Annotated in this window: 13 protein-coding genes; 5 read left to right on the top strand and 8 right to left on the bottom strand. The window is 70.9% G+C overall.

Annotated features, from left to right (window positions below; genetic code table 11):
- Positions 1–2 precede the first annotated feature (2 nt).
- Complete coding sequence (locus GWK61_RS21895; protein ID WP_194910905.1) at positions 3–1,319, bottom strand: ATP-binding protein; 1,317 nt, start codon at positions 1,317–1,319, stop codon at positions 3–5.
- 314 nt (positions 1,320–1,633) lie between these two features.
- On the opposite strand from GWK61_RS21895, the gene GWK61_RS21900 reads away from it, so the two are divergent.
- Positions 1,634–3,292 carry an MFS transporter gene (locus GWK61_RS21900; protein ID WP_323747684.1) on the top strand — a complete coding sequence of 553 codons (1,659 nt, stop codon included), beginning with the start codon at positions 1,634–1,636 and terminating at the stop codon, positions 3,290–3,292.
- Between the two features lie 31 nt (positions 3,293–3,323).
- On the opposite strand, the gene GWK61_RS21905 is transcribed toward GWK61_RS21900, so the two are convergent.
- Positions 3,324–3,890: a GNAT family N-acetyltransferase gene (locus GWK61_RS21905; RefSeq protein WP_194910907.1), complete on the bottom strand. Its 567-nt coding sequence runs from the start codon at positions 3,888–3,890 to the stop codon at positions 3,324–3,326.
- Positions 3,891–3,917: 27 nt separating this feature from the next.
- Entirely contained in the window at positions 3,918–4,358 is a 441-nt protein-coding gene (locus GWK61_RS21910; protein WP_323747685.1) for a MarR family winged helix-turn-helix transcriptional regulator, read from the bottom strand.
- A gap of 88 nt (positions 4,359–4,446) precedes the next feature.
- On the opposite strand from GWK61_RS21910, the gene GWK61_RS59655 reads away from it, so the two are divergent.
- Positions 4,447–6,222: an FUSC family protein gene (locus GWK61_RS59655; protein ID WP_194910909.1), complete on the top strand. Its 1,776-nt coding sequence runs from the start codon at positions 4,447–4,449 to the stop codon at positions 6,220–6,222.
- A 200-nt stretch (positions 6,223–6,422) separates the two neighbouring features.
- Positions 6,423–7,259 carry a hypothetical protein gene (locus tag GWK61_RS21920; RefSeq protein WP_194910911.1) on the top strand — a complete coding sequence of 279 codons (837 nt, stop codon included), beginning with the start codon at positions 6,423–6,425 and terminating at the stop codon, positions 7,257–7,259.
- A gap of 102 nt (positions 7,260–7,361) precedes the next feature.
- Here GWK61_RS21920 and GWK61_RS21925 read toward each other — a convergent pair whose 3' ends face one another.
- Positions 7,362–8,582, bottom strand: coding sequence for a hypothetical protein (locus tag GWK61_RS21925; protein WP_194910912.1), 1,221 nt, complete (start codon positions 8,580–8,582; stop codon positions 7,362–7,364).
- A gap of 162 nt (positions 8,583–8,744) precedes the next feature.
- On the opposite strand from GWK61_RS21925, the gene GWK61_RS21930 reads away from it, so the two are divergent.
- Positions 8,745–10,625 carry a hypothetical protein gene (locus GWK61_RS21930; RefSeq protein ID WP_194910914.1) on the top strand — a complete coding sequence of 627 codons (1,881 nt, stop codon included), beginning with the start codon at positions 8,745–8,747 and terminating at the stop codon, positions 10,623–10,625.
- A 105-nt stretch (positions 10,626–10,730) separates the two neighbouring features.
- Here the strand turns inward: GWK61_RS21930 and GWK61_RS21935 are convergent, their stop codons facing one another.
- Positions 10,731–11,828: a DUF5937 family protein gene (locus GWK61_RS21935; protein ID WP_194910916.1), complete on the bottom strand. Its 1,098-nt coding sequence runs from the start codon at positions 11,826–11,828 to the stop codon at positions 10,731–10,733.
- A gap of 104 nt (positions 11,829–11,932) precedes the next feature.
- Between GWK61_RS21935 and GWK61_RS21940 the strand changes: the two genes are divergently transcribed.
- Positions 11,933–13,249, top strand: a complete 1,317-nt coding sequence (locus tag GWK61_RS21940; protein WP_194910918.1) for an MFS transporter — start codon at positions 11,933–11,935, stop codon at positions 13,247–13,249.
- 50 nt (positions 13,250–13,299) lie between these two features.
- Here the strand turns inward: GWK61_RS21940 and GWK61_RS21945 are convergent, their stop codons facing one another.
- From GWK61_RS21945 to GWK61_RS21955, 3 genes are all read right to left on the bottom strand, one after another.
- Positions 13,300–13,938, bottom strand: coding sequence for a hypothetical protein (locus GWK61_RS21945; protein WP_194910919.1), 639 nt, complete (start codon positions 13,936–13,938; stop codon positions 13,300–13,302).
- A gap of 77 nt (positions 13,939–14,015) precedes the next feature.
- A complete protein-coding gene (locus GWK61_RS21950; RefSeq protein ID WP_194910920.1) occupies positions 14,016–14,822 on the bottom strand; it encodes a hypothetical protein in 807 nt (268 codons plus the stop codon).
- Between the two features lie 167 nt (positions 14,823–14,989).
- Positions 14,990–15,775 carry a helix-turn-helix transcriptional regulator gene (locus tag GWK61_RS21955; protein ID WP_194910921.1) on the bottom strand — a complete coding sequence of 262 codons (786 nt, stop codon included), beginning with the start codon at positions 15,773–15,775 and terminating at the stop codon, positions 14,990–14,992.
- Positions 15,776–15,979: the final 204 nt, after the last annotated feature.

Below are 15,979 nucleotides of genomic sequence, written 5' to 3' on the forward strand. Positions count from 1 at the left end.
GGCTATCGAGTCCCTTCTGCGGGGTCGGAGGGCGTGGCCGCGCGGTCGGCACCGTGGGCACCGTTCTGCCAGGCCGCGGCGACGCTGGGCCGCGGCTGCGTGGTGCTCAACACCGGAGGGAGGGGCTGGGTGTCGGTGGTGGCGCTGTGGCGCTTGCGGCGCGGGAGCCCGGTCTCGGTCAGCTCGACCTCCGTCACCGGCACTGACGCGGAGACCTGCGCCGGTACCGACGCCTGCGCCTGCGCCTGCGCCTGCGCGGGTTCGGGCGTCACGCCGTCCCCGACCGAGGTGTCCGCCGCGAGCAGCGCCTCGGGGATGAACAGCGCGGCACGCGTACCTCCGAAGGGACTGCTCGATCCGTCGATGGACGCCTGGAACCCGTAGCGCTTGCTCAGCGCGGCGACCGTCGGGAACCCGATCTTCGGATGCGGCCCGAACCGGTGCAGGTCCACGGGTTCCTGCCCGGACAGGATGCGCCGCGCGGAGTCCAACTGCTCGCTGTTCATGCCCACGCCGGCGTCGTCGACGATGACGGTCACGCCGTGGTGGCCCTCCTGGAACGTGACGTCGACGAAGGACCCGGGCGGCGAGTAGCGCGCGGCGTTGTCCAACAGCGTGGCGACGGCGTGCACCGCGGGCTCGACGGCCTGCCCGACCACCTGCCGGCTCAGCTCCCGCGGCCGGATCCGCTGGTAGTCCTGGATGCGGCCCATCGCCCCGCGCACCACGTCGGTCATCGACTGCGCCGGCCAGCGCCGCCCCGGGAGCCCGCCGCAGACCACGACGTAGGACTGCGCCTGCCGGATCATCTGCTGAACGGTGTGGTCGATCAGGGTGAGGGTCTCGAACGTCTCGTCGCCGCGGTGCTGCCGCATGGCCTCGGCGACCACCTTGCTCAGGCTGGCCCCGAGGCTGACCACCGTCTCGGCGAAGGAGCGCACCGCTGACTCAGTGGTCTGCTGCGCCTCCTCCTCCACGCGCTGCCGCACGGCCCCGGCCACCTTGCCCTGCAACTCGCGCAGGCCGATGGTGTACCGCTGCGCCAGCACACCGGCGTTGCCGGCGAAGGCGGTGCCGTTGAGGGACGGCGCGACAGTGAAGGAGATCCGGGCCGCAGGCGCATCGCTGAGCACATCGGCCACCCCCGGCAGGCCGAGCGCGACGAGCTGCCCCACTGCGGCGTCCCGGGCGGCACAGGCTTCTTCGAGGCCTGCGACGCGGGCGCGCAGGCGCCGGGCGGTGGTGACCCAGTACACCGCCAGCACTATCGCGACGACGAGGGCGCCGGCCGTGCACCACAGGGCTATATCAGCATTCATCCGTCTTCTCAATCAGGTCTGCGCCGGGAACGAGCCCATGTCAGGCGTGATACTCAAGCCGGCTGTGGCCGGTAGGACACACGGAGCATCTACGGTCCCTGACAGTACCGCAGTGCGTCCGGGAATCGGAGGCGGATGCGGGTTCGACTATTTGTTTCCGTTGCCGGCGTTGGGTTTCTCGGCGGAGGCGGTCTGCCCATCGGCTGCCCGTCCACCGTCCATCCACCGTCCATCCGCCGGGCGGGCGACGCGACACGGACGCCCCTGACAACCCCCGCAGGCAACAAGGCCCGCTTCCGAGGTACAACTCCGGTGTGACGCAATCTGCCGACAACGCCCGGCGCCCGGCCGCCGCGGCGCCCTCGACCAGCCCCTGGGCCCCGATGCGCGACCGCATCTTCCGCATCCTGTGGCTGGCCCAGCTGGGCAGCAACGTCGGCTCGTGGATGCAGACGGTCGGAGCCCAGTGGCTGCTGGTCGAGCACAGCTCCTCCACCGCCCTGGTCGCGGCCGTGCAGACCGCCAGCCTGCTGCCGGTGATGCTGTTCTCGCTGCCGGCCGGCGTGATGGCCGACGTGCTGGACCGCCGCCGGCTGCTGATCTACCTGCAGCTCGTCATGGCCCTGGTGGCCGGGGCGCTGGCCTGGCTGACCGCGGCCGGCCTGACCACACCGGCCGTACTGCTGGCCCTGACGTTCCTGCTCGGCTGCGGCCAGGCCTTCGTCGGGCCGGCGTGGCAGGCGATCCAGCCGGAGCTGGTGCCGCGCGAGCAGATCCCGGCCGCGGCGACGCTCGGCAGCCTCACCGTCAACCTGGCCCGGGCGGTCGGGCCGGCGATCGCCGGCTTCCTGGTCGCCGCCTCCGGGGCCTCGCTGGTCTTCGCGATCAACGCCGTGTCGTTCCTGTTCGTCGTGCTGGCCGTGGCGGCCTGGCACCGCGGCCCGCAGCCCGGCGGCGAACACCCCGAGCGCGCGCTCGCCGCCCTGCGCGCCGGCAACCGCTACATGCGCAACGCGCCCTCGCCCCGGCGGATCCTGCTGCGCGCGGCGCTGTTCGTCATCCCCGGCAGCGCGTTGTGGGCGCTGCTGCCGGTGGTCGCCAGCTCCCGGCTCGCGCTCGGAGCCGGCGGCTACGGCGTGCTGCTGGCGGCGCTGGGCGTCGGGGCGGTGATCGGCGCGTTCACGCTGTCGTGGCTGAACAGCTTCCTGACCTCGAACCGGCTGCTGGCGGCATCAGCCCTCGTATTCGCCGCCGGCACGCTGGTCCTGGGCGAGACGACCAACAAAGCGGCGGTGGTCATCGCCATGGTGCCCACCGGCGTCGCCTGGCTGATCTCGCTGTCGACGCTGAACTCGGCCCTGCAACTGTCATTGCCGGCGTGGGTCCGGGCCCGGGCGCTGGCCGTGTACCTGCTGGTCTTCATGGGCGGCCAGGCGATCGGGTCCCTGGGCTGGGGCGCACTGGCCGCGCCGCTCGGCCTCACCACGGTCCTGGTGATCGCCGCGGCGCTGCTCGTGCTGGCGGCGATGAGCGTGCGCTGGCTGCCGCTGCACGCGCTGACCGGGAAGCTGGACCGCACCACGAACGCCAACTGGCCGGACCCGCACCTCGCCTTCGAACCCGACCTCGACAGCGGGCCGATCCTGGTGGTGAAGCGGTACCAGGTCGCGCCCGGCAACCAGGCGGCGTTCAAGGAGGCGATCGACTGGGTCGGGCTGTCCCGGCGGCGCACCGGCGCGACCCGCTGGGGCGTCTTCCGCGACGGCGACCAGCAGGACACGTTCGTCGAGGTCTTCGAGGTGGCCTCGTGGCAGGAACACCAGGACCAGCGCTCGATCCGGCTCACCGGCGCCGACTCCGAGTTCGAACAGCGAGCCAACGACCTGTCCTCACCGCCGCCGACGGTCGAGCACCTGCTGCCGCCGCAGTGGCGGGACGAGCCGGAGCAGCGGCAGGACGGACAGCAGGAGTAGCGCGATCGAGGCGCGCTGAAATCCCGACGGCTCAGGCCGCCAGATCCTTGATGAGCACTTCAAATTCGAGATCGTCTCGACGTGGCTTCCCGAATCGCTCGTCGCCGTAAGGGAACGGCTTCATCTCGCCGGTGCGCCGGTACCCGCGGCGGACATAGAAGTCGATCAGGTCGGTGCGCTGCCGGAGGACGGTCATGTGCATCGCAGTCATGCCGAACTCGTCGCGCGCCAGCTGTTCGGCCACCGTGAGCACGCGCTTGCCGAGGCCGCCGCCCTGCGACTTCGGGCTGACGGCGAACATGCCGAAGTAGGCGTGGGTCTCCCGGTGCTGCACCAGGCAGCACGCGACCAGGTCCGCGCCGGACTCGACGACCATCATGCGGCTGGCCTGGTCGATCACCGTGGCGGTGACGTCGGCCTCGTCGGTGCGCTGGCCGTCGAGGAGGTCCGCCTCGGAGGTCCATCCCGTGCGGCTGGAGTCGCCGCGGTAGGCGGATTCGATCAGGGCGACGATGCGGGGCACGTCGTCGACCGTCGCCATGCGGATGTCCGGCTCGGGGGCGCCGGCGGGTCGCTCAATGTCGCTCACCTGAGACATCCTGCCCTAACCGGGTGCGTTGTCCGCTCAGCCGTCCGCGATGTGTTCCATCAGCGCCGCGGCCAGCCGCAACACCTGGCGCTCGGTCTCGGTCAGGCCGCCGAGGGCATCGGCTAGCCAGGCGTCGCGTTCGGCGACGTCGCGCTCCAGCTCGCGGCTGCCGGCGTCGGTAAGCGTGATAATCGACTGCCGGCGGTCCCCGGCATCGGCGGAGCGGACGATGAGGCCGTCGCGCTCCAGGTCGGCGAAGACCCGGGTGAGGGACTGCGGCTGCTGGCGGTCGACGGCCGCGACCTCGCCGGGGGTGGAGGGTCCGTGGCGTTTCAGGTGGCTGAGGACGCTGATCTTGTTGGTGCTCAGGGCCCCGGCCGAGCGGCTGGAGCGCAGGCGGCGGGCCAGGCGGATGGCGCCTTGGCGGATGGCCGTGGCGGTTTCCAGGTGGTCCGGTGGGGTCTCGGCGTTTGTCACATTGGTACGCTATCACTTACTATCGAGCTAACGCCTCTTGTGGCTCATCTGCTCTGACGTGCATGATTCTCGCTCAAGGTAGTAAACAGTGAGTACTAATCTGATAGCCATCGGGCCACGCCGGAGCCGGTCGGTATGGCGGCCTGCGGCTTTGCGCGCCGCGGCGGTCGCGATGGCGGCGGTGCTGTGTGCGTTCGGCTCGGCGATCTGGATCGAGCATCGTGCGCATCTGCACGTCGATATCGTGATCGCGGCTGTGGCGATGACGATGACCTTGGGGCGGGTTCAGCTCGGCGTTGCTCATCGGGACCGGCTGATCGGTACGGCAGTGGTCGCGGTCGCGGCGGCGAGTGCTTCGGAAGTCAGTTCTCTGCTACTGCGGTATCCGTTCTTCGGGGATGCGGCGTTCACCGCGGCGATGGCCGGCGTGATCTGGATCCGGCGGTTCGGGCCGCGGGCGACCAAGGCGGGGACGGTGGTGGTGGTTCCGTTCATCACGCTGCTGGTCACGCACGCCGAGGGGGTTCCGGCGCACGCTGCGAGTTATGACTTGTGGTGCGCGCTGATCGCGGTGGTCGCGGCGTTCTGGGTGGCGGTGTTTCAGCTTGGCGGCGCGGCTTTGGGGTTTCGTGAGCAGCGCGTTCGGACGGTGCCTCTCGCCCCTGCGTCTACTCCCTCTGCTCCGTCTACTCCGTCTACTCCGTCTACTCCGTCTGCTCTGTCCAGGGCCGCTCGCATTCCGGCCAGTACGCGTATGGCCTGCCAGATGGCGGTCGCCCTCGGCGCCGCTTTCGTCGTCGGCCACAGTGTTTTCCACGATCACTGGCCGTGGGCGGTGCTCACCGCGTTCATCGTCTGCAGCGGCTCGCGGGGGCGTGGCGACGTGCTGCACAAGGGCGTGTTGCGTGCGGCGGGGGCGGCTGTCGGGACGGTGGTCGCCACCACGATCGCCGGGGCGTTTCCGGCTGGGGATCGCTGGTCAGTGGTGATCATCTTCGTGGTGCTGGGCCTGGCGAGCTGGCTACGTGAGATCAGCTACGCGTTCTGGGCCGGGAGCGTGACGGCGGCGTTGTCGTTGCTGTACGGGTACTTCGGGCAGAGCGCGCCGTCGCTGCTGGAGACGCGGTTGGAGGCGATCGTCGTCGGCGCGGCGATCGGTATCACAGCCTCCTGGTTCCTGTTGCCGGTGCGCACCGAGAGCGTGCTCAAGCGCCGGCTGGCCGACGCGCTCGCGGCGCTGAGCGCCTTCCTCGGCGCGCCGATGGGCGACGCGGGCGAGGTGCGGCGGCGCCGGGGGGACTTCCAGCACGCGGTCACGCAGTTGGAGCAGATCGCGAAGCCGTTGCGCGCGCAGCGGATGCTGTCCGGCGCGTCCGACCGGGCCGACGCCGTCGACCTGCTGCACGGCTGCGTCGAGCCGGTCGGGACGCTCGCCGGGGTGTTCGCCGGCACTGGCACCAGCACTGGCCCTGGCACCCGCCCCGACGCCGTACCGGAGTGGGACCCGCTGCGCCGCGCCGTCGCGGCGAACGTCGGCGCGATCCGCCGGGCCCTCGGCGGCAAGCCCGGCGCACCGTTCCGGAGGATCGGGCCTCAGGGCCACTCGACGGCGGCCTCGGCCCTCATCGCATTGGACGCGGCCCTCGCCGGGCTCGCCAAGTCGGCACTCCTGACCTGGCAGCCCCCTGATTCACCGCCCGAAGAGCGGCACGCCCCGGTCAGCGACATCCAGGTCAGCCGGTCAGTTCCCCCACCCGGTGTCCGCGTCCCGAAGCGCACCGACGATCGAGCGGCCGAAGGACCGCACGGCGGCACCTCCGTCGTACCGGACACCGAGGACGCCTCGGGCTGCCCGCGTGGTTGATGGCATGGCGGATCTCCCCTTCAGGGTGGATGGGAGTGACGGCGGCCCGACGCCGTTGGCACTGTTTACTGCCCGGTAACCAGGCTCGCACCGGGGCCTCTAAGAGCCCTAACACCGCCCTAACATCAGCGGGCGGAAAGGCTGCGGCCGGGCGGATCGGGCGCTGCGAGCCTCACCGGACCGCCCGCTAGGCTGGTCGGGTGACGGCATCGAGCCAGCAGAGTCCCGAACTGACCGTGGAGTCCCAAAGCGAACAGGCCATCGGCACTGTCCGCGGCCAGGCTCGTATCCTCGTCCGGCCCGGGGAACACGAAGCCGCTACGACCTTGCGGCTGCGCCGCTACCTGCCGCGATTGAGTCTGCTGCGCTACCGCGACCTTGCGCAGGACGGCTCAGCGCTGGGACCGGAGCGCGACGCGGCGACGCTGCCGAACGACGATCCCCGCATCACCGAGTGCGTGGTCGACGTGCCGCCCGGAGCCGCGACTCGCGAGTACCGCCTGGAGTGGGAGCTCAACCCGGACGACCACCCGGCGATCGGCGTGAGCGGCGAGGAGCTGCTGTTGTTCCGCGCCTACCTGGTGGATCGCGGTGAGGATGGCGCGGATGGCGCGGAGGAGATCCGGGAGCAGCGACTCATCCGCATCCGGTGGGCGCCGCCGTCCGACGCTTTTGACCGCTGGTGCACAAGCGCAAGTACTCCAGAGCCACTGCGGGAAGCGTTGCAGGCGCTATTGCTGGCGGAAGTCCAAACCCCCCGCATCTGCGAGTTGTGCCACGCGCGCGACGACCTCGACCTGCTCTTGGCACAGGACAGGGTGTGGGAATGCTCCGCCGAGCCGGAACTGGAGGAGATCCGGCGCCTGTTCGTACTCCGCGAACTGACAGGGCACTCCATGAGAACCTTCGCCGGGACGCTCCGAACAAAGCACCACCACGAAGACCTCAGCGCGCAACTCGCCGCGGCCCGCGAGCGCCAGAAGGCGCGGCTGATCGCCTACGCACCATCCGGGACCGAGGAACTCCCCGCGGGCTAGCCGGAGAGCCGGGCGAGGTCCTCGGCGACGTCAAGGCCCTGCGGCTGGGAGCCGGCAAGCTGCTGGCCCCTCGCTGCATGGACCTCAGCCTCAGCCTCAGCCTCAGCCGGTCAGCGTCGCGACCGCCGCCATCCACTGGTGATTGCAGGACCCTGATGCCTGGAAGCTGCCCGAACCCACAATCTCGTAAGCAGTCGCCAGCTGGTCCGCCGGAGCCACGACCAGCGTCGGCAAGGCGGTGAATCCGGAGGCCCAGCTCGCGTTCTCGCCGCCCTGCACCCCCGCGACCCCGAAGACGATCCCGCCGCCGGAAGCAGAGCCCGAGGCGAACGGCCCGGACGCCGCAGTCGCCGAGGAGTGCCCGCCGATGCCGGTCACGCCGGAGAAGTCGTCGACCGCGACATGGTGCTCCGCCGTGTTCGGAAAGTTGAGCGTCACCGAACCGCCGCCGCCGAGCGCCTTCGCGCCGACCGCAGCGAGTATCAGGGTTCGATCCCCCGCCCCGTCGGTCTGGTCCGCGATCACCGAGTAGCTGTTGCCCGCACTGTCGGAGGCACTAACACCCCCGGTGCGCGCCGTATTGGTGAGCATGACCGACACCACCAACGTGTCCCCCGCCGCCGACCCTGAGGTCTGCAACGTCACCGACCCCGAAGCCGACGCCGCCGCACTCGACGCCAACCGCCCCACGTAGGCCGGAGCCTTCGCAGCCTGCTGCGACGGCGGCGCGCTGGGACCGCCGGTCCCCACAGCGCTCGGACCGCCACCGCTCGAAGGAGCCGAGCTGGACGGCCGGCCCGCCTTGCTCGCGCTGGACGAACCACCCGGCTGCCCCGCGCTCGTCGTCACACCCCCCGCGCTGCTCTGACCACCGGTCGAACCCACCGAACCGGCCGCACCGAGCGAACTCGGAGCCGTCGCACTCCCGCTCGCCGAACCCCCGCCGCCCTGCTCCGACGTCGACTGCCCCGCCGAACCACCGGCCAGGTCAGCCCCGGACGGTGCCCCGCCGTTCCGCGTCTGCGAGCCCTGGCCCGAAGAAGACGCCGCCGCGTGCGACCCGCCGCCACCCATCGCGAGCACCCCGCCGACCACAACCACAGCCACGACCAGCACGGCCGCACCGCCGACGATCACCATCCGACGCCGCCGGTCAACGTCCCGCGCCCCCGCCGCAGCGGCGACATCCGCCGGCCCGAACGCGACGGCGACCGTCTCGGCCTCCGGCGAAGGCTCCGACGGCAACGGCAGCGGCGCCCCGGCACCAACGCCAGTACCCTCGCGCGTGTCCTCGCCCTTGACCCCATGCTTGTCCGCACCCACGCGAGCCCCCCGAATATTCAGATCATCCAACGCCGACAAACGAGCGACTGATCGTATCCGTACAGTCGTCGCCTGCAAACCGAACCCCTACGATCGTTCTCGGAGGACCGGTCCTCCCAGCGCGTTCCTACAGTTGGCCTCCACGGCCGAGGGAGGGACGCCATGGACGAGCAGCACTACTGGCAACAGCAAGGCCCCGCGTCGAACGAGTCGACCTGGCAGCAGCAGCCGAATCAGGGCAAGCCGACTGTGCAATTGGGCACGTGGGCGCCAACTCCAACTCCAGCCTGGGCTCCTGCTCCTGCTCCAGTCGGGACTCCAGGCTGGGCTCCAGCCCAGCCTCCGAATCCGCAGCGGAAGCGAAAGCTGCTCCTGGCATCCGGCATCGGCGCGCTAGCCCTGGCCGTCCTAGCAGCAGCAACAATCCTGCCCGGCCTGTCCACGCACCACGGCGCGACCGGCTCCGCCCCCACCCCCGCCGTCCCCAAGCTCCACCCGGCCGTATCCCGGGCGCCGTTCATGGCCGCCCTGAACACCCTGGCCGCCGCGCCCGAGGTCCACTACCGCAGCACCGTCGACGGCGACCCGATCGACATCCGCGTCACCAGCCACGGCGAGTCCGTCGGCACCATCACCGACAGCGGCGCCGCCATCAGCCTGCTCGACGTCGCCGGCAAGCTCTACATCAAGCCGCCGGCGTCGGGCCTGCCCGGCGTGACGAACAAAGCGCAGCAGGCGGCCGTCAGCGGCAAGTGGCTCACCGGCAAGGACGTCGACACCCTGCTCGGCGACCGCCTCGCTCCCTTCGTCCCGCCCGGGCAACTGGCCGATCGGCTGGCTCAGGCCCTGGCCGCGAGCAACGATCTCCCGTCCGATTCCGACCCCGGAACCGTAGTCGACGGTGTTCGTGTCCTGACAGCGAAGACATCGCTCGGCACCTTGTCAGTGTCCAGAGACGTCCCGTATCGTCTCGTATCGCTCGGCGACGGCGCGTCGTCCCCGCCCCCGCCGAGCGGCGGCTCCACGACAGCGGCGGCGGCAGCTTTCACCTGGACCGGCCGGCAAGCTCCCGACACCTCGTTCCCCACCGACCCGGCCAACGAGCCCGACGCCACCGACAACGAGATCCTCGACGACACCAAGCAGCTCAAAACCGCCGTCAACGGCGACCTCCAGTTCAAGCTCCAGGGCAACGGCCAGATCAGCTGCAACGCCGGGGGCTGCCAGGTCAGCGTCACCGTCAGCAACACCATCGACCCGACCACCGCGAACGCGAAGATCACCGGCGGCCAGATCGCGGCGGAGCTGCACGCGGACGTCAGCATCGAGGGCGAACCGGCAGGGTCCTGCGACTCCAGCGGCCAGCTCCCGCTGAACGGCACGGCCACGATGGGCTGCTCGGACCCCGGCGCCGGCGGCGTGTTCACGTCCGTCGACGCCGAGAAGAAGGCGGCGGCCGAGGCCCAGTCCAGAGCCGAGAACGGCGCCGAAGTCCCCTACTACGTGCGCTTCAACGGCGAGTACTACGTCTACGCCACGGCCCAGGTCTCCGTCGACCAGCTCGTCCAGGACGAGGAGAATCAGCAGGCTGACGACAAGCAGGAAAACCCTTGCTCCACTGCCGCGAGCTGTTCGGCATCGCGCCTGGTCGGCCCGGACGGAAAGCTGCTCGCCAACCCCGACCCGATCGCGAACAAGCTGAAGAGCTACGTCGACCGAGCCCTCGACGACTGGGACAAGGGCAAGATTGGCTACACAGCGGACAACCTCGCCTCCATCGCCAAGTCCAAGAACCCCACCGCCCTCACCAACGCGCTCAAGGGCAGCATCCTGGACGACTACATCAAAGCCCTGACCGACAACGACCCGGCACTGCGCAACCTCTTCGGAGCGCGCAGCGGCGACTACGGCCCCGACTGGATCAACGCCGGCACCACCGGCGCGACCCGCTGGTACGACCTGACGACCCAGAAGGAGTGGGCCAACCATGTGAACAAGTACACGAGCCGTTTCGGGCCGGGCATCGGAATCCTGTGGAACTAGGACAATCCCTGGCCCCCACACCGGCCCGGCCCAGCCGAGCGGCCATCGCCGCCGCCTCCACGAGCAGAGCGGAGTAGTCCAGCGCCCGGCGACCGTCGTCCACCGTCACCGCAGCACCGCCGACAGCAGATCGCCGCCAAGCGCGGTCAACACCGAAGCGTCCAGCGCGTAGTACACATACCGCCCACGCCGCTCCGTCACCAACAGCCCCGCCCTCCGCATCACCGCGAGGTGCCGCGAGACCTCCGGAGGCGTCAGCCGCCAGGCGTCGGCCAGCTCACCCGTGGTGTGCGGGCTCCGGGCCATCGTCCGCACGAGCCGGAGCCGCACCGGATGCGACAGCGCCTGAAGCCGCCGCTCGATGACGTCCATCGGCACCGCGTCCACCGCCGCGCTCGGCTCGGCGACCGGATACTGCATCACCGGTCGCCAGCCGGCCGCGTGGACCGCAACCAGGTGCGGGCTGCCGAACACGCTCGGGATGAGCGTCATTCCGACGCCCTGCGCACTGGTCGCGTTGTCCTGCAGCTTGTCCACGACGATGCACTCGCCGCCGTCCCCCTGCGAGGTGACCGCCACCGCGCCGGACACCGAGGCCAGCGCCCGGCCGATGCCCCGGCGCTCGCGCAGATCCGTCTTCACCTGCGCGTCGGCCGCCAGCCGCACCACCACGTCCCGCCACGCCGCGTCGAAGAACGCCTCGGCGCACTGCTCAAGCGTCCGGCGCACCCGCTGCCGCACCGCCGCCGGATCGGCGAGCAGCCGCTCGGCGAACGCCTCCTGCACCGCACCGCGCGCCTGAGCCTGGTCCAGCGCACGCTCGCGCGCCGCCTCGTCGGTCAGCGGTGAGGCCGCGCCGAAGTGGACGCGGTTGCTGCCGCAGGTCGTGACCAGCGCCGACAACACGTAGGCCTCGTCGTCGATGAGGTCGACGTCGTCCAGCTCCTCCTTCAGGCTCGGCTTCGGCCGGGCCGGCAGCAGGAAGTCCGCACGCGAGGAGCGCCACAGGAACTCGGCCTCCTGAAGGCGCTCGGCCAGCTCCGGACGCAGCGCCGCGCGGATACCCGCGGCCCAGGTCGCGAAGTTCGGGTGGTGCTCGGTGGCGGCCAGCGCGTGCAGCATCGCCGTCAGCTCGGCCAGCGGGGAGACGGCGAACCGCAGCCGCTCGGGCGGCATGCCGGTGATGTCGATGCGCAGTGTCACGTGACCATTGTCGCTGGTAGCGGCTCTGAACGCCGCGTCGGTTGACGCGTTTCGTCAACTCACGTGACCGTTCGTCGGACGGTCCGCACCTTTGAGCCATGACCATGAGCGCGCCAACCGTGCCCGACGACGCCGCCGAAGCTAGCACCGCCCCGACTGACGCCGCCGCGTCCGACGCCGCCTCATCCAACGCCAGCCCGTCCGACGGCTCAGCTAAAGCTGCCCGACCCCGCGTGAGCGCACGCACCCTGCTACGTGCCTCCGGCGGACCCCGCTACGCCGTCGCGCTGCTCGTCGACTCCTTCGGCAACGGCATGCTGCGCCCCTTCCTGCTGCTCTACGGCATCGACGTCCTGCACCTGTCCGCACCGACCTCCGGCGTCGCCATGACCGTCGGCATCATCGCCGGCCTCGCCGCGACCCCGGCCGCCGGCCGCTGGCTCGACACCGGCGCGCGCAGCACGGTCGTGGCCGTGGCGATGCTGGTCCGCGTCCTCGGCACGGTGTTGCTGCTTGCGGCCCCTACCGGCAGCGTCGTGCTGTTCACCGCGGGCGCCCTGTTCCTCGGGATCGGCAACCAGACGATGCCCGCCGCGCACTCGGCGCTCATCGCCACCATCGCGAAGGGCCGCGAGCGGGACGCGGCCAGCGCCGCCGCACGGTCGGTGCGCAACGCCGGCATGGGCCTGGGCGCGTTGGCCGCCACCGCCTGCCTGGCCGGCGGTCCGACCGCGATGCGCTGGCTCGCCGTGGCGACCGGATTCAGCTTCCTGGGCTCCGCGTCGCTGGCCTGGTCGGTCCACATCCGCGCGCAGGCAACGTCCGGCAGCGCCGCCGACGTCCGCTCCGGACCCGGCCCGGCGCTGCCCACGCTGCTGGCGGCGAACGTGATGTTCGTGTTCTGCGTCAACGTCCCCGAGATCGCGCTGCCGCTGATCCTGGTCAAGCTACTGCACGCCTCGCCGGTCTGGGCCGCCGGGATCTTCGTCACCAACACCGCGCTCGTGGTCGCGTTCCAGGTGCCGGTGACCATCTTCCTGGCGCGCTGGCCGCGCAGCGTCGCATTGGCCGCGTCCGGGGTGGTGATCGCGGTGTCTTATGTGGGATTCCTGCTCACGTCGGACCTCGGCCACGGTTTCGCGGCGGCTGCCGTCGCCGGCGTGTCAGTGCTCTGCACCATCGGCGAGATCATGTACGCCGGAAGTATCAGCCCCCTGCTGTTGGCGATCACTCCGCCGCAGGTGCTCGGTCGGACGTTGGGCCGTTTCCAGTTGTCCAACGGCATGGGGCTGGCCATCTCGCCGACGGTCATCGCCGTCCTGGCCTCGCACGGGTCGGCCGCGCTGTGGCTGAGCCTGGCCGCCGGGACGCTGCTCGCCGCCTGGTCGGTTCGGCGGCTGTCAGAGAACGAACAAGCCTGAGCACCGCCCCTGGCGACGACGCAGCGGCACCGGTATGGCCGCCGAACGTGCTACTGAGGACTGCCGACCCAGCCCCGCGGTGGCTCGTCGTCCCACAGCTGGACCGCCTTTTCGGCGGCGGCGAGTATGGCGGCGCCGTCGAAGTCGTGGCGCACCTCGGTGATGCCTTGCGCGAGCCAGGAGATGACGATGGTGACGGGTCCTTCCGGGGGCAACGGATGGATCCAGTAGGTCAGGTCGTAGGCCCGGCCGCCGCCTCCACCGTGGCCCCCGAGCAGGACCACTTCGTCGGGATCGACGTCCTGATCGGGGGTGAGAGGGCGAAGCGACTGGTTGGAGGCGGCGCGGCGGCCGTCGGCGAACTGGACGCCGACACGCAGGTTCTGCTCGGGATCGCCGGGATCCGGTCTGACGGTGTTCCGCAGATAGTCCCGGCGGCGACGGTGGCCGTAGGGGTCGATCTGGTCGCCGTCGCTGCGAGACCGGATGTGGAGCGAGAAGTCGAAGCCGTTCGGATACACCGACAGGCCGCCGATGGCGATGGCGAGCCCCTCCTCGCGGACGATGATCGCGTTCTCGGCCATCTCGGCCGGCAACGCGGCGTCCGGCATCATCCACTTCGGGCGCGGTGGCGCCGGGGGGCGCTCGGGCGGGGGTGCGGGTTCTGGGAAGGTGTCGAAGAAGTCCATGAGGCAACAATCGCAGAGGGTTGATGTCTGGGCGGTGTCCGGTGGTGCTCTCAGGTCAGCATGGAATTGAACCGAAATCAGCCGTCGAATTCGTCGTTCGAACGCGTCGGCACCCGGCCGTGCACCGCACGCACCGCGTCCTCGCACGCCGCGCCGATGTGCCGCAGCACGGCTTCGACCTGCGTGCCGCAGTGCGCGGGAACGTGTTCGCACAGCTCGATCAGCTGGCTGGCCGCGAGCAGTTGAGCGTCGAGGCGTCGCAGGATCGTGCGACCGGTGTCGGAGTAGCGCAGGACGGGGTCGCGCCGCAGGGCGTCGAGCGCGGCGGCGGGGTCGGAACGCGGGGTGCGGCGTGCGGGGTTCGGCGACTGCGGGACGTTGTAGACACCGGCCTGCGGCTGGCCCGGCTGCGAGCCAGCGCGGCCCTCGGGGACCGGAGGAAGCCCGGCCAGTACGCGTCGGCGCACGTCATGCGCGGTGCCGAGGGAGATCCCGGCCTCGCGCGCCATCGCCCGCACCGGGATCTCCGGGTGTTCGGCGAGCAGGCGCGCCGCGGCACGGCGGCCCTCGTGCGCGTTCACCGGCCGGACCCGGCCGTCCGCGCCGACCCGCAGGTGCGAGGCACGGCGTTCGCCGAGGGTGCGCCGCACTGCCGAGACGGTACCCGCGGACAGCCCCACGGCCTTGCCGACCTCGCGATCGGACCGCATCGGGGTGGCGCGCAGGATCTCCGCCGCGGCGGCGCGACGCTCGGCCACGGACGACGCGGGGTCGGCTTCCTGCGCGATCTCCAGGTGCTCGACATCAAATTCACAGCCGAAGCCCGGATCGGCGTCGGAGCCGACCTGGCAGTGCAGCGGCAAGCAAGGGCAAGTCTCGGTCACGTGGCGTCCCCCTAGGCGCGGAGTGCTTGCCCCAAGCCTCCCGGGCCCGCCCCACACGGCCATAACACGGAGCTAACACGCGCTGAGATCAGGCGAGATCAGATGCTCCTGGTCGACGCGGTTCGCGGAATATCAGCCGCCTGAGTATCAGTGGCGAGTGAATCGGCTCACTGAATCCGACACAGTCCAGCCCGGGCGAACCGCGAAGCGGCCTGGTACCGACTGACCGAGCCGGCGGCGGCCAGGAGCTCGGCGATGTGGCGGCGGCAGGTGCGCAGGGACATGCCCATCGCGCGGGCGATGACCTCGTCCTTCGCACCGGCCTCGAGATAGCCCAGGATCGCCGCTTTGACGTCGTCACGCGCCACGATGTCCATCCGCAGCGCCGAATCCAGCGGCAGCGAACGGGCCCACAACGAGTCCCAGACCGAGCCCAGAATCGCGACGACGGGCTCGCTGACGGTGTAGGCCCTCGGCGTCCCGTCCAGCTCGGCGAGGATCACCATGGCGACGCGGCGGTCGGCCAGGACCAGGTCGTAGCACGGTAGCGGATCGGTCGGCCGGCCACTCGCGGCAGCCGTCGGCGCGTACCCGACAGCACGGATCTCAGCCTTCGAATCCGCCCAGCCGCGTCCGAGGCGGCTGTCGGAGTCCTGTGGGTGATCCACGTTCAGCAGCGCGCGCACCCGGTCTCCCGGCCGCAACAGCGCCTCGGCGACGACGTCGCCATCGCGGTGCGGGAACGGGGTTCCGGAGCGCAGCCATCCGGTCTGGCCGGCGGAGCCCGCCAGCTCAGCCAAGGCCGTGCGGACCGCGTCGGGCTCGGCGGCGTCGCCGTCGGGCAGTGCGGTCAGCGCCGCGATCTCGGCGGTCGTCCGCATCAGCGTGTCCTGCCACAGTCGCGCCTGTTCGGCCAGCGACATCAGTTTCTCGGTCACGGTGGAGGTGCTCATCGGGGGTCTCCTCGTGCTCAGCGGGCCGCCATCCCGGCCTGCTTTCGCAAGGATTCTCGAACGTCCGCCCCCTGACACACATCCGGTCCAGCACGGAGTGCACCTCTGCCCCCGGTCCCCGTGGCACCCCGTGGTACGTACGTGGCGAGCCCGTGCACCACGTACGTACCTCCCGCGCGACGCGGCCGCCTACCAGCTGCCGCC

Source organism: Catenulispora rubra (assembly GCF_015356825.1).
Classification (GTDB): Bacteria; Actinomycetota; Actinomycetes; order Streptomycetales; family Catenulisporaceae; genus Catenulispora; species Catenulispora rubra.

Coding starts and splice junctions, on each gene's coding strand:
- GWK61_RS21895 (WP_194910905.1), bottom strand. CDS start 1,319: ATGAATGCTGATATAGCCCTGTGGTGCACGGCCGGCGCCCTCGTCGTC.
- GWK61_RS21905 (WP_194910907.1), bottom strand. CDS start 3,890: ATGTCTCAGGTGAGCGACATTGAGCGACCCGCCGGCGCCCCCGAGCCG.
- GWK61_RS21930 (WP_194910914.1), top strand. CDS start 8,745: ATGGACGAGCAGCACTACTGGCAACAGCAAGGCCCCGCGTCGAACGAG.
- GWK61_RS21940 (WP_194910918.1), top strand. CDS start 11,933: ATGAGCGCGCCAACCGTGCCCGACGACGCCGCCGAAGCTAGCACCGCC.
- GWK61_RS21945 (WP_194910919.1), bottom strand. CDS start 13,938: ATGGACTTCTTCGACACCTTCCCAGAACCCGCACCCCCGCCCGAGCGC.
- GWK61_RS21955 (WP_194910921.1), bottom strand. CDS start 15,775: ATGAGCACCTCCACCGTGACCGAGAAACTGATGTCGCTGGCCGAACAG.